The following is a 15,418-nucleotide window of genomic DNA, read 5'->3' on the forward strand; positions in this document are numbered from 1 at the left end:
AAAAATCTTCTTCAAATAGAACTGCTTCCCCCAGACAAAACGGTTGCGTTCTATAGCAGCCCGGCGTTACGGTGTAACGCCGCTACCTCCGTTTTCAGGCTGATTTTCAGAAAACAAGCCTAAAACAGCCGCAATTTCCCGCATCATCGGCAGCGAAAAAATTTCTCCTATTGCTTTTTCCGCCGTACTTTAGCCGTCTAAACTATACTTTACAGACTATGACGGACGCCTTGAACACCGCCCCAATCCGCACTGATTGGTCCATGGATGAAATTCGCGCCATCTACTATAAACCTGTGCTTGAACTCATAGTAGAGGCATCGCAGGTACACAAACAATACCAGGCCACCGGCGAGGTGCAGGTTTGCACGTTGCTGAGCGTGAAAACCGGGGGTTGCCCCGAGGACTGCGCGTACTGTCCGCAGGCCGCCCGCTACCACACCGATGTGAAAGCCCACAAACTGCTGAGCAACGAGGTGGTGTTGAATGCCGCCCGCCAAGCCAAGGAAAACGGCTCCACCCGTTTCTGCATGGGTGCCGCCTGGCGCGAAGTGCGCGACAACCGCGACTTTGACCGCGTGCTGGAAATGGTGGAAGGCGTGAACGAGATGGGCCTGGAGGTGTGCTGCACCCTGGGCATGGTGAACGAGTACCAGGCCGAGCGCCTGAAAGAAGCCGGTCTCTACGCCTACAACCACAACCTGGACACCTCTGAGGAAAACTACAACAACATCATCACTACCCGTACCTATGGCGATCGCCTGAACACTATTGAGAACGTGCGCAAAGCGGGTATCTCGGTGTGCAGCGGCGGTATCATTGGCCTGGGCGAGACCGACGATGACCGCATCGCCATGTTGCACGTGCTCAGCAATTTGCCGCAGCACCCAGAAAGTGTGCCGGTGAACGCACTGGTGCCTGTGGAAGGTACGCCATTGGCCGAGCAGCCGCGCGTGAGCGTGTGGGAAATGGTCCGCATGATTGCCACCGCCCGTATTCTGATGCCGAAGACCATGGTACGTCTCTCTGCTGGTAGACAGGAAATGCCGGTGAGCGAGCAGGCCCTTTGCTTTTTGGCCGGAGCCAACTCCATCTTCTCGGGTGACAAACTCCTGACCACGCCCAACCCAGGCTTCGCCGATGACAAAGTCATGTTTGAGTTGTTAGGCTTAACTCCCCGTAAATCATTCAAAGCCGAAACAGCCTGCGGCGGAACCGTGGATGCGCCGGCCGAGGCCGTTGTAGCAGCCGAATAACCTATTGCCATGAAGGTGCCGGAACGTCTGCTGCGCCAGCTGGAATCCAGAGTTCAGAAAGGAACCCTCCGGAGTCTCCTCAGCCCGCCCGCGGGGCTGGTAGACTTCAGTTCCAATGATTACCTGGGTCTGGCGGCATCAGAGGTTCTGGCCCAAAACATAGCCGAAGAACTAGGAAATCAACCGGCCCACGGTGCTACCGGCTCCCGTCTGCTGAGCGGCAATACCGCTTACGCCCAAGCGCTAGAGGAAGAACTCGCGCGTTTTCACCGCGCGGAGGCTGCTTTGCTGTTCAACTCCGGGTACGCGGCCAACTGCGGATTCTTCTCCGCCGTTCCGCAGCGCGGCGATACCATTCTCTATGACGAAGCCAGCCATGCTTCCATGAAAGAAGGCATCCGGCTGAGTTTCGCGCAGAGTTTCCCGTTCCGCCATAACGATGTGGAGGACCTCCGCACCAAACTGAAGCGGGCGCAAGGCGATGTCTACGTTGCTGTGGAGTCTTTGTACTCCATGGACGGCGACTTCGCTCCGCTACCGGAACTGGTAGGTTTGTGCCAGGAACAAGGCTTGTACCTGGTGGTAGACGAGGCGCATTCCAACGGATTGTACGGCGAGAAAGGCGAAGGACTGGTTTCCGCCCTGCAATTGGAAAACCAGGTGTTTGCCCGGGTGATGACCTTTGGGAAAGCCATTGGCTGCCACGGCGCGGCCGTTGTTGGACCTAAGGAGTTGCAGCAGTTTCTGCTCAATTTCAGTCGGCCTTTCATCTATACCACCGCCCTGCCTTTGGCCTCCCTGGTGGCAATCAAACAAGCGTATCACCTCCTGCCCGGGCTCAGCAAGGAGCGGGAACACGTGCAGGAACTGGCCTCCTTTTACCAGTCGCTGATCCGATCCCAAGGCCTTTCTGAGCCGTTTTCAAGAAATCAGCCCCAAAACGGAAGCCCCATTCAGGCCTGGCAGATGGCAGATCCTACCATACTTCGGCATTTAGCCCAAACCATTCAGGCGGCGGGTTTTGATGTACGGCCGGTGTTCAGCCCCACGGTCCCGGCCGGCAAAGAGCGGCTGCGGCTGGTGCTGCACGCCTTCAATACCCCCGCACAAGTAGAAGAATTATGCAAGCTGCTTTTCCAGCATACCCCAAAAGATATTTCGTTTCAGGCATAGGCACCGACGTAGGAAAGACGGTAGCCGCCGCCATCCTCACCGAAGCCCTGCAAGCCGATTACTGGAAACCCGTGCAGGCGGGTAATCTGGAGGATTCTGACACGCACACCGTCCGGAGTCTGGTTTCCAATCCCTGCACAGTTTTCCATCCGGAGGCCTACCGTTTGCAGATGCCGGCCTCCCCGCACACTGCCGCCGCCGCCGAGAAAGTGCGTCTGTCACTAGATCAGATCACTTTACCCCAAACCCAAAACCACCTGATTGTGGAAGGGGCGGGCGGACTGATGGTGCCTTTGAACGAGCGTGAACTGGTTCTTGATTTAATTCAGAAACTGCAACTGGAGGTGGTGCTGGTGTCCAGGAACTACCTGGGCAGCATTAACCATACGCTCACTTCTTTGGAGGTGCTGAAGTACCGAAACATACCCGTAGCCGGAATCATCTTCAACGGCGAACCCAATGCTTCTACCGAGGAGTTTATCCTGAATTACTCCCAATTACCGGCTTTGCCCAGAATTGTGCAGGAAGAAACCCTCAACCAAGCCACCATTCGGAGGTACGCCCAAACGTTTCAAGAATACTTTACCCAACATGCAAAATAGCCTCTCTGCCCGCGACCAACAGGTGAACTGGCACCCGTACACCCAGATGCAGACCGCTCCGCCCCCCATTGGGGTAGTGCGAGGTGAAGGTGCCCTGCTGTTTACCGAGGACGGAAAAGAATACATTGACGCGGTTTCTTCCTGGTGGGTGAACATCCACGGGCACGCGCATCCGCACATCGCGGAGCGGGTGAGCCAGCAGTTGCGCACCCTGGAGCACGTTATCTTCGCGGGGTTTACCCATGCCCCGGCAGTGGAACTCTCTGAGCGGCTCCTGAAGCTTTTGCCGCAAAACCAAGCCAAAGTATTCTATACCGATAACGGTTCTACTGCGGTAGAGGTGGCCTTGAAAATGGCTTTGCAGTACTGGCACAATCAGGGCATCAGCAAGACTAAGATCATCGCGTTTGAAGGCAGCTACCACGGCGATACCTTCGGGGCGATGTCGGTGAGCGAGCGTTCGGTGTTCACGCGGCCGTTTCAGCAGTATTTGTTTGACGTGGAATTCCTGCCGGTTCCGGTGCCGGGCAAAGAAGAGCAGACCATTGCCCACCTGGAAAACCTGCTCGCGCGGGAAGACATTGCCGCCTTCATCTATGAGCCACTAGTGTTGGGCACAGCTGGAATGGTGATGTACTCGCCTGCCGTTCTTGACCGTTTGATGCAACTCTGCCGTGAAAAAGGCGTGCTCCTCATTGCCGATGAAGTCATGACCGGGTTCGGGCGCACGGGCAAACGCTTCGCCAATGATTACCTGACCCAGCAGCCAGACATTATGTGTTTCTCCAAGGGCCTTACCGGCGGTACCATGGCTTTGGGCGTTACCACCTGCACGCAAGAAATTTACGCCTCTTTCCTGAGCGAAGACAAAACCAAAACCCTTTACCACGGCCATTCTTACACGGCAAATCCGGTTGCCTGCGCCGCCGGCCTGGCCAGCCTGGACCTGGTGGAGAGACCCGAGTTCCTGCAAGACCTGGAGAGAATCAGCCACGCGCACGCTGCTTTCGCGCAAAGCCTGATCGGGAAGCCCGGCATCAAGGAATGTCGCCAAACCGGTACTATTCTGGCCGTGGAGTTTGAAGTGGGGCAAACCTCCTATTTCCATTCCCTGCGTGATCAGTTGTATAATCTAGCACTGGAGAACGGAGTGCTGCTGCGGCCATTAGGGAACATTATCTATGTGCTGCCTCCTTATTGCATCACCCAGGCTCAGCTTCAGCAGGTGTACAGTGTCATAGAACAAATGCGAGAACTGGTTTCTTAGGCCATTTTCAGCTTCTTTTCAGGAAAACAACCCAAAAACAGATGAGTACAGCGCGGGAACAGGAATGGATTGTGGTGAGAGGAATAGGCTCTGTCTCAGGGTTGGGCGGGACCACGGAGGAAATCATGGCCTCTTACACCAGCGGGAAAACGGCTTTCATCTCGCTTCCCCACTTAGGGACAGATTTACCGGTAGCCCCCCTCTCCTTTTCCGCCGAGGCTCAGTTAAAGGCCCTCTTGCAGGAGAATGCCACTTACGCCACCCTGGACCGTTCCGTCCAATTAGCGATTCTGGCTTCGCGTCAGGCAGTGGCGCAGGCAGGCTGGCAGATGGAGGACGAAATACCCGTGGGAGTGAACATAGGTTCTTCGCGCGGAGCTACGGGTCTTTTTGAGCATCATTTTTCAGAATTCCTGCAAAACCCGGAACAGCGCCTTTCGCCGGGTGTCTCGCCTAGTACCACCTTGGGCAACGTGGCCAGTTGGGTAGCCAATGATGTGCAGGCCCGTGGTCCGATGATCAGCCATTCCGTGACCTGTAGTACGGCTTTGCAGGCCTTCGCCAATGGGTTGGCGTGGCTCAGATCTGGCATGGCGAAACGCTTTCTGGTGGGCGGTTCCGAGGCTCCTCTTACTCCTTTCACCTTGGCGCAGATGAAATCTATTGGTATCTACTCCAAATATGCCGCCCAAGACCTTCCCTGCCGACCATTAAATAAGGAAAGCAACACGTTTGTATTAGGCGAAGGCGCTGCCGTTTTTGCCCTGGAAATCATGAATCGGGCGGAAATGGAACAGGCAGGGTTGACCGAGGTGATGGTTGTGGAAGCCGTAGGCATGGGCTATGAACGCAGCCCTTCCAAGACAGGCATTACAAGCGAAGGGCATCATTTCCAACTAGCCATGCGCGATGCGCTTCGGCAAGCCAAACTCACCCCCTCCGAAATGGACGCAATTGTGCTGCACGCCCCGGGCACCAAAGCCGGTGATGCGGCTGAATTATATGCTATTGAACAGATTTTTGGCACGAAGCGGCCTGCTTTCTGCACCAATAAACAGCAGATTGGGCACACCTTAGGTGCTTCAGGAGCTTTGTCGGCAGACCTGGCTGTCCGGCTTTTGCAGGGCTTACGACCTGGTTATCTAAATTGCATTTCAGGCACTTTTCTAAGGCCTTTGTCTAAACTGCTCATAAATGCTGCAGGCTTTGGAGGTAATGCAGCAAGCTTGATTCTAAGCAAAATAATCATATAATAAACTATATATAATAATATATAAACTTATCTGTTTACAGGGCCAAAAAACTCATTCATCCGCTTAAACACCCGTTTTATCGAAAAAACAACAACCTAGCTCCGTATTTACCGTTTCTTGATTTAAGTCAATTTTCAGCTCAAATCATTAAACTGTAGGTACATGGTCTTGGTTCGTAAGCCTATTTTTTTGCACATACTCAATTTGTTGGCCGGATATACATAAGCTGAATTATATTTTCCAAAGGTACATTCATCGAATAAAATCCCCGGTCTATCCCTGTTAGATAGCTTTGCACTGTCATTTAGACGTATTCTATCACCTCATTTTGTAGAGATGCAAAAAACCTTTACCTATCCCCCTAAACATATTTTTAGGATTTTTTTAAACTCTGTCTTATTCTTCCTCTTTGTACTGGTGTTTCAGGCTAACGCCCAGACACCAGGGTTTATCTTTCAGAAATCATTAAGCCCTGGCCCCACGGTGCTGGACCCTAATGGCGATGGGTATGTATCAAAATTCAGAACCGGATTTGTTGGCACCAATGACATGGGTACCAACAGTGAGATCACATACCGGTTTCTGCCCCAAATGCCTTCTCCGTCGGGTCCTGAGCCCTTGAATGACTTGGTGACCGGGTCAAACGGGGGCCATACAGATTTAGCCAATGTTCCCTTGGGTATGTATTACAATGGGAACCAGTTGTTGTTCAGGGCAAGATTGGGGGGGAACTCCACAGCCTCCAAAGGATATAGCTTCTTGCTGGATACTGATGGGGTCTTCAATAAACAGAAACTGGCGGATGGTACGCTGGTAGATTATACCACACCATCTAAAGTAACCAACTTAGGGTTTGAGTACGAAGTAGTTCTAGCCCTTAACTTTGATGTAATTGTATATCGCCACAAAGGAAGCGGGGATACCGGTGACCCTATGTCAAGCAACGTCATTTGGCGGGGTAGTGCAAATGGTGGTTACAACAAATATTTTCAGAAATCTATGGCTGCCACCACTGCCGGTGGCGATGCCGATTACTTCTTTGACTTCTACGTTCCACTTTCTGCCTTCAGCGCAGACGGTAGTGTAGGTATTTCGCCTACCACTCCTATGCGGATTAGTGGCTCTACCGTTACCAGTGCGCAAACTGGATTGGAAGGAACTATATCAGATATCGGCGGCGTGGATGATAAAAAATATGGAAACGACAAAATCAGAATCTGGAAAGAGCTGATTCCCGCCTTTCCTCCAACCTCCCCTCAGGATATACAGAACGGTGATTTCTGCCAATCAGCCGCTCCTGCAGCCCCTGTTATTTCAACCGCTGGGGGCCTCAGAACTACAACAACTGTTATTACGGGTACGTCCACTGAAAATGGTGGTACCATTAGAATTTACAGAAATGGGGTGGAAATCATTGCCACAAGTCCAGTTACAGTTTCTGGTGGTAATTGGTCCTTTCCATTGCCTTCAGGTACCACACTGGCCTTGAATGATAAAATTACTGCCAAAGTAACCAGGCCGGCAGCGTCTCCATGTCCTGAACTAACATCGGTTTCATCTGCCACTGCTACAGTGGGTACGGTTCAATATGGAACTTGTACGGCTGTGGCACCTATCATTATAAGTGTTAGTGGAAAAGATATTTTAGAAGGTACCACTATTTACCCAGGCGCTGAAATCAGGATTTACAAAGACGGTATTTATTATGCTAGCGTGACTTCAAACACTACGCCAACAACAGTGGGAGGAAACATTTATAGCTGGACTTATAACAATAATACATATCCAAGAGATTTTGGGTACCCAAGGGACGCAAATGGTGAAGGTGCCTCTAGAGATTATGCCGCTGTTAATGCAACTGTAACACCAGTGAATGGATGTCAGTCAAAGAGGTCAAACACACATTACATGAACTCTACGGCTGTAGATTCATCTACGCCTAACACTAGTACGGAACCTCAGTCAACCCTTACGCCTACCGTATCAACAACTTGTATTCCTGTTGGTTCTCGCTACATAAATGGATTGGCTGAACCCGGCGCTCTGATATTCATGTATATAAACGGTGTGCCATTAAATGCTAACGTAGATGGAGGTCTGGGTACAATTAACAATGTAACTACAGGTGGGAGGACTCCAATCACTTACACAGCCCATGTTGCAACTGCTATGGGTCCCATTACGAATAGTGCATCCAACACAAACACAGGATCCTGGACAGTAGATATTTCTACTTACAACTTACAAGCAGGTGATAAAATCTCTTTTAGAGCTGCAGTTGCCAACAATACAGTAGGTAGCGGTAACAAGGTAATGTACCCTAGTAATTATGAAGGGCTTTCTGCTGCTACCACAGAATTGGAAGTAGGCGTTTGTATTACTGCCACCCCAGTTATTAATACTACATCTCCTTGCCCTACTACCACTACCATTTCAGGTACATCTCCTGAGAACGGATCATTTGTGACCGTATACCGGAGGGTTGGTTCAGCAGTTGACCGGACAGTGGATACCCGAATTACAAATCCGGTAGAAGTTGTGAATGGAGGCTGGACAGCCAATATCCTTACCGGGTTCACTCCTGCACCAGGAAGCATTTTATATGCTGTAGCCACTGCTCCAAACAAAACAGAAAGCGGAATTTCAAACCTGGCCACCGTTACAATACCGAATACTGCGGCAAGTTATGGCTTAGTGCTAAACCCAATTAAAGAAAGAGCTACCACCATCACGGGTACTTCCACTATCAATGGTACGGGTACCGTTTATGTCTACATTGATGGAACCAGGATTGCCGGTACAGCTACGGTATCTTCCAACGGATCCACCGCTGCCCAATGGAGTATCTCCATCACTTCAGCGAACCAATTGAACCTTGCGGCAGGTGTTCAGGTGACTGCTTCTATTCTGCCAAGCACTCCAACAGGAACCTGTGAAAGTCAGCAGACCGCTCCTCAGATTGTTTCCTGTTATGCTCCTTCTTCCAGCCCCGTTATCTCTACCACATCTCAAACCATTTGCCGTGGCAATGTGGCTACTGTGACTATTAGCGGAGTAGAAAATGGAGTTGCTTACCAGCTATTTAATGGAGAAACGGCAACTGGCCCATCTGCTGTTGGAGATACCACTTCAGCAAATACCACTTTGATTTTGACTTCCGGCGCCCTTACCTCAACAACCGCTTTGAAAGTGAGAGCCTACCGTATTGGAAGCACCGCTTGTACCGTCACTTTGAATGGCTCCGCTGTGGTGACCGTGAATCCAGGCCCGACTGCTTTTAACGTGACGCCTACCAACTTGTCCATCTGTAACGGAGGAACCGCTACTGTGTCGCTTTCTGGTTCTGAGGCAGGTGTAAGCTACCGTATCCAGGTGTACGATGCCAACACTGACACCTATGTGAACAGTGGAAACGCCGTTGCGGGAACAGGAAGCGCCATCACCTTGACAACTGCGGCCTTAAGTACCACCGGAACTTTCAAAGTAGTGGCTACCTCCAGCTCCTGTACAGTTGATATGGGGAATACTTTCACGGTTTTCGTGCCTTCTAATACATTGACGCTCTCACCTGCCACCCGGTCTATCTGTAGCGGCTCCACTGCATCAGTAACCATCAGGTCTTCTCAAACAGGAGTTACCTACCAGCTTTTCAATGGCACTACTGCCTCGGGGAGCGCCGTGGCGGGTAACGGAGGTGACATCACCCTTACCTCAGCAGCTCTGACCACAGCAGGCACTACCACTTTCAGAGTGGTAGCCACCACTTCAAACCCTGCTTGTAGCGTTGATCTGTCCCAAACTTTCGCGGTAACGGTTACTTCTGCCCTAACCACCCCAACTATTGCCTTAACCTCCAGCAACCCTGTCTGCGATGGCGGTACCGCTTCCATTCGCGTGACCAACTCGCTATTGGGTGTTACCTACCAGATCTACAACGGAAATTACACCAGCGGTTCTTCTGCAGTGGGCACAGGCGGCGACATAGTGCTTACTTCTGCCGGCTTAACGGCCAGCACCACATTGACCGTAAGAGCAAGTAATTCTTGTGGCAACTCCCTTACAAGTGCTGGTGTTGCTGTTACCGTTAATACAATCCAGGCTTATACCATTTCACCCACCAGCACCACTATCTGCTCCAGCGGCACGGTAACCCTAACGTTAGCCAACTCCTCACCAAACACCACTTACACCCTGAAATACTATGATCGAGTGACAAGAACCTTTGTAGATTTCAACCCGGTTGTTTCAAGGGTAAATGGCTCTGGGGCTTCTGGTGCTTTAACGTTTCCCACTCCTACTTTGTCAGCTAATGCAACATTGAAAATAGTAGCCACTTCAGGGGGCTGCAGCAAAGACATGCTGAACACCGTAGATGTGGTGGTTTCTTCCACTGCAGTGACATTCTCTACATCAACCCAAACAATTTGTTCCGGATCTGCCGCTACTGTTTCCATTTTGAATTCTCAATATGGCGCCGTATACCAACTGCAAACCGTCACCGGAACAGGACCTACGTATACCAACACGGGAACGTCAGTCATTGGTACAGGTGGTGATATTACCTTAACTTCCGCTGTATTCAATGCGAATGGTACCAACACCTTGCGTGTACTGGTGACACCAAGTAATTGCCCTGCCTTTGGCTCCTCTACCTTTCCAGTTACTGTTGCTTCGCCAACTGCACAAACGGTAACCAGGGATACACCCGCTTCCATCTGTTCAGGTAGTACAACTACCCTTTCCTTAGCAACTTCAGAGCTTGGAGTGACCTATCAGATCTATGCGAACAATGAGGCGATAGGCTTACCGGTACAAGGTACCGGCGGAAAGATCTCATTGACTACCTCTCCGCTAACGGCCAGTACCACCCTGAAGGTAGTAGCTAGCAAATCTGGATGCGGTAATGTAGATATGACTAACACGTACCTGATAACTGTAGGGACTCCAAGTACGGTCTATACCGTTTCTCCTGCCTCCAACAGCATCTGTGCTAACGGAACCGCTCAGGTTACCTTATCAGGTTCTCAAAGCGGTGTGTACTACCAACTATACAATGGTAATACTGCCACGGGAGCACAGGTTTTAGGTAACGGCAATGCCATCACCTTAATGTCTGGTGTTTTAACTTCAAATGCTACCCTAACGGTAGTGGCACTTTCTTCCAGTGCCTGCGGCAACGTGACCATGGACGGATTTTCTGCTGTAACTGTGGCTCCTCAACCCCTAAAGCCAACCCTAACCGCAAACGCCTCTTCTATATGCAGCGGCGGAAGTGTTACCTTCACGGTAGGGAACTTGGTGAACGGGGTCACTTACCAGCTATACAAGGATGGGGTTGCTCAAGGAAGCCCCCTTACTTACAATGGATTTAACACCATTTCTTTCACTGCTACTGGCTTAACTGCAAGTGCTACCTTTACCATTAGAGCTTCTAGTGGAACCTGTACAGCAGTTAATTCTGATGCTTCAACTGTCACCGTCTCACCTACCCCATTGTCGGCTACCATCAGTACTACCGTGGCAGCTATCTGTGGCAGCGGTAACGCAACAATCTCGGCTACCGGCAATCTGGTAAATAATGTTTCTTACCGACTTTTCAGAAACGGAGTAGCAGAAGGAAACCCCATTACCTATAATGGAAGCAACTCTGTTTCTTTTGAAGTATCTGTAAGTGCAACAGCTAAATTCACCATTGTGGCATCCAGTGCCTCCTGCCCTTCTGCCACTTCCAATGAAGTTACCGTAACGGTAAATCCGGCGCCAACGGCCCCGGCTATAACAACAAGCAACTCTGGAATTTGTGGCAGTACTCCGGTTACCATTAGCGTTACTTCGCCTGTAAATGGATACAGCTACCAATTGTTTTTTAATGGAAATCCTAGTGGTTCACCCGTTGTAGCAATTGGGCAGGTTACTTTCACGGCATCAGTGGCTGGAACGTACAGAGTGCGCGCTACTTCCAACAGCTGTGAGAGCCCCTTATCTAATGAAGTATCTATTACTTCAACACCTGAATTCACGGCAAATGCTGGTCCAGATAAAGTTTTTTGTTCAACCAATGTCCAGGGAAGCAAAACAGTATCCCTTGAAGCAACCACAGCGCCAACCGGAACGACGGGAAATTGGACTGTAGTCTCTCAACCAACCGGTTCAGGAACCCCTGTGTTTGCGGATGCCTCAAACCCTACTACCACTGTGTCCGGTTTGAATTCCGGAGATTACATTTTCAGATGGACGGTATCTTCTACATCGTGTGGTTCAAAATCGGATGAGGTAACCATCACCATGGAATGTGAAGCGGTGATTGTTTCTTCTATGGAACCTAAACCAGTAACTGATTACCAAGACGGAGAAGTACTTTTCACCTTCGGGGACAATGATGCTCCAATAACTAGTTATTCGATTGTAGGTGATTATTCCATCCCGGGAGTATCTTATAAGCTGGAAGGTGGCCAGTTGAAGATGTATGTCAGCAATCGTAGTCTTTTGAAATCAGAGGTATATTCTCCAACTATCAATACTACAGATGCCAACGGGGGTAGTTCAACGCTTACACCAAACGTGATCATCGGCACCCCGCTACCCGTAACATTGACTTCTTTCAGGGCTACAGCCACTAACAATGGTGTTCAACTGAATTGGACCACCGCCTCAGAAAAAGACAATGACTACTTCCAGGTAGAGCGCAGCCTTAACGGAAAGACCTTCGCCAGCATCGGCCGAGTACAAGGAAACGGAAATAGCAACGTGATGAAAAACTACACCTTCACGGATGCTTCTGCCCCGGCAGGTGCCGTGTACTACCGCCTGAAACAGGTTGATTATGATGGGAAGTTTGAGTACAGCAAAACCATTTCGGTGAATGCTACCGCCAGCAAAGCCGCAGCTCAGGTGGCAGTAGTTCCAAACCCGTTCACGCAGAACCTGTCCTTCTCTATCAACAGCTCAGAAACCAGAAAAGTACAGGTAGTGCTGCTGGATCTGAACCAAAAACTGATTTACAGGGAAGAGGTGGAAGTTTCAGCAGGCAAGGTAACCCTCACCAAGGATCTGTCTAAGATTGCCAATGGGGTGTACCTCCTGAAAGTGACCGGATCTTCATTGTCTGAGGTGATCAGAGTGGTGAAGAAAGATTGATTTAGATAAACCTTGGGTAAGACCCCACCCCTGCTCATGAAAAAATGCAGAGGGTGGGGTTTTCTTTTAGTAATCGCTTATGATTTAGTAAATTCGCAGGTTTTATTTAAGATCTATGAAAATCATGAAATTTGGGGGCACCTCCGTAGGCTCAGCCGAGCGCATGGGTGCCGTCTCACAACTGCTTCCAGCTGAGGAGCCGGTGATTGTGGTTTTGTCTGCCATGTCAGGCACTACCAACCACCTGGTGCAGATTGGACAGCAACTGGCCGAGGCTGACCAAGCCCAGGCAGAATCTCTCACAAATCAATTGGAGCAACACTACTACAAGGTGATTGCTGACTTATATAAACAGGACACATCCAAGGACAAGGCCAAACAGGTAATTGACACGGTTTTCGCCGACATCAGAGCTTGCTTCAACCACCCGTATTCTGCGGTATCTGAGAAAATCATTCTGGCGCAGGGCGAGCTTTTGTCAACGCAACTGTTCCAGCTGTTTCAGGAGGAAAACAACATTCCTTCTGTGTTGCTGCCTGCCCTGGAGTTCATGCGCATTACGCCAGATGAAGAGCCTGACCATGCCTATATCCGGGAACACATCCAGCAGCAACTGGCAAAATACCCGGACAACAAGTTATTCATCACCCAAGGATACATCTGCCGGAACGCTAAGAACGAGATAGACAACCTGAAGCGCGGGGGCAGCGACTATACGGCTTCCATCATTGGGGCGGCCGTGAAAGCCTCTGAGATCCAGATCTGGACCGATATCAACGGCATGCACAACAATGATCCCCGGTTTGTGAAGAACACCTACCCTATTGCCGAGTTGTCGTTTGACGAGGCGGCGGAGTTGGCGTACTTCGGGGCAAAAATCCTGCACCCGTCCAGCATTTTGCCGGCGCAGCAGCACAACATTCCCGTGCGTCTGCTCAATACCATGGAGCCGGAAGCCGCCGGAACTACCATTTCTTCCAAGAAAACCGGGAACCAGTTCAAAGCGGTAGCCGCCAAAGACGGCATCATTGCCATCAAGATCAAATCCAGCCGCATGTTGCTGGCGTACGGCTTCCTGCGCAGCGTTTTTGAAGTGTTTGAACGATTCAAGACGCCAATTGACATGATCACTACCTCTGAGGTAGCCGTGTCTCTGACCATTGATAACCCAACTTACCTGCCCGAAATCACCGAGGCTTTGCAACGGTTCGGGACAGTAGAGATTGACACCGAGCTCACCATCATCTGCGTGGTTGGCGACTTCATGGAAGATAGACCAGGGGCTGCTCTACGCGTGCTGCAATCCCTGAAAAACATTCCTTTGCGCATGATTTCTTACGGCGGAAGCAGCAATAACATCAGTGTGCTGGTGAATACCACGCAAAAAGTGGAGTCCTTAGTGGCTATCAATGAAGGCGTATTCCAGGAAAAGGAGGAAAACCATGCTTAAAGAACATTTGCAAACGTTCTCTCAGCACCAAACTCCTTTCTACGCGTACGATCTTTCCCTTCTGCGGCAGACCTTAGACGCTGCCCAAACCGAGGCGGGGAAATACGGCTTTCACATCCATTACGCTCTGAAAGCAAACGCCAACGCACCTATTCTGGCCGAGATCCGGGAAAGAGGCTTTGGGGCGGATTGCGTGAGCGGCAACGAGGTGAAACGTGCCCTGGAAGCGGGTTTCCAGCCCGAGCAGGTGGTATTTGCCGGCGTGGGTAAATCAGATGCGGAGATCAACTTTGCCCTGGATGCGAACATCTTCTGTTTTAACTCAGAATCGGTGCAGGAGCTGGAAGTAATCCAGGAGCTGGCCGCTGCTAAAGGGAAAGTAGCCCAGGTAGCCTTGCGCATCAACCCCAACGTGGATGCCTACACCCACAAGCACATCACCACGGGTCTGGAGGAAAACAAATTCGGGATCAATGTGTGGGAGCTGGAGGAGCTGGTCCCCAGGTTTGCCGAGTGGCCCAATCTGAAACTGATTGGCCTGCACTTCCACATCGGGTCCCAGATCACTGACCTGCGGGCCTTCGAGAACCTGTGCGCCCGGGTTAATGAACTGCAGCGGTGGTTTGAAGAACGCGGCATGGTGTTCCCGCACCTGAACGTAGGCGGCGGATTGGGCGTGGATTACCGTTCACCGGAGGAAAACCCAATTGCTGATTTCGCTACGTATTTCGGGATTTTTGACCGATTGCTGGAGAAACGCGAAGGCCAGGTAGTTCACTTTGAACTAGGCAGAGCTCTGGTGGCCGCCAGTGGTAACCTGATCTCCAAGGTACTGTACATGAAACATGGGCAGAAAACCAACTTTGTGATTCTGGATGCGGGCATGACCGAACTGATGCGTCCGGCGCTGTACCAGGCCTATCACAAGATTGAGAACCTGACCAGTGACCTGCCAGCCAAGACATACGATGTGGTGGGTCCTATCTGCGAATCTACCGATTGCTTTTCTAAAGGAACCGAACTCCCAGAAACCAAGCGCGGCGATTTAGTAGCCATCAGAACCGCCGGAGCCTACGGCGAAGTGATGGTGTCTGAATACAACCTGCGAGACAGAGTTCAGGCAATCTATCTTTCCTAGTTAAAAAGGAACCAACATAAAGTCCGTTTTGGGCTAGTTTCATGAAAACTACCCTAAAACGGACTTTTTTTATTTACCCTTAAAAGCTACAACTGCGTTGCCAATCAATCTTGGTTAGATTTACAAGCGAAACTTTCCCTCT

Annotated in this window: 8 protein-coding genes; all 8 read left to right on the forward strand. The window is 50.7% G+C overall.

Annotated elements, in window-relative coordinates; translation table 11 throughout:
• Nucleotides 1-218 precede the first annotated feature (218 nt).
• The 8 genes from bioB (at nt 219) to lysA (ending at nt 15,276) form a co-directional block, all read left to right on the forward strand.
• Entirely contained in the window at nt 219-1,256 is a 1,038-nt protein-coding gene (gene bioB, locus JT719_RS16065) for a biotin synthase BioB (protein ID WP_207434370.1), read from the forward strand.
• A gap of 9 nt (nt 1,257-1,265) precedes the next feature.
• Nucleotides 1,266-2,429 (forward strand): aminotransferase class I/II-fold pyridoxal phosphate-dependent enzyme, encoded by a 1,164-nt coding sequence (locus JT719_RS16070; RefSeq protein ID WP_207434371.1) that lies wholly within the window; start codon nt 1,266-1,268, stop codon nt 2,427-2,429.
• Nucleotides 2,378-3,031, forward strand: coding sequence for a dethiobiotin synthase (bioD, locus tag JT719_RS16075; protein ID WP_207434372.1), 654 nt, complete (start codon nt 2,378-2,380; stop codon nt 3,029-3,031). The genes JT719_RS16070 and bioD overlap by 52 nt, the downstream gene beginning before the upstream one ends.
• Complete coding sequence (bioA, locus tag JT719_RS16080) at nt 3,021-4,298, forward strand: adenosylmethionine--8-amino-7-oxononanoate transaminase (protein WP_207434373.1); 1,278 nt, start codon at nt 3,021-3,023, stop codon at nt 4,296-4,298. The genes bioD and bioA overlap by 11 nt, the downstream gene beginning before the upstream one ends.
• Before the next feature lie 41 nt (nt 4,299-4,339).
• Complete coding sequence (locus tag JT719_RS16085; protein ID WP_207434374.1) at nt 4,340-5,551, forward strand: beta-ketoacyl synthase N-terminal-like domain-containing protein; 1,212 nt, start codon at nt 4,340-4,342, stop codon at nt 5,549-5,551.
• Between the two features lie 2,694 nt (nt 5,552-8,245).
• Entirely contained in the window at nt 8,246-12,688 is a 4,443-nt protein-coding gene (locus JT719_RS16090) for an Ig-like domain-containing protein (protein WP_207434375.1), read from the forward strand.
• A gap of 115 nt (nt 12,689-12,803) precedes the next feature.
• Nucleotides 12,804-14,138, forward strand: coding sequence for an aspartate kinase (locus JT719_RS16095; RefSeq protein WP_207434376.1), 1,335 nt, complete (start codon nt 12,804-12,806; stop codon nt 14,136-14,138).
• The gene (gene lysA, locus JT719_RS16100; protein WP_207434377.1) at nt 14,131-15,276 is read left to right on the forward strand and encodes a diaminopimelate decarboxylase; all 1,146 of its coding nucleotides are present in this window, start codon (nt 14,131-14,133) and stop codon (nt 15,274-15,276) included. The genes JT719_RS16095 and lysA overlap by 8 nt, the downstream gene beginning before the upstream one ends.
• Nucleotides 15,277-15,418: the final 142 nt, after the last annotated feature.

The sequence above is a fragment of the Sabulibacter ruber genome, assembly GCF_017355955.1.
Lineage (GTDB): Bacteria > Bacteroidota > Bacteroidia > Cytophagales > Hymenobacteraceae > Nibribacter > Nibribacter ruber_A.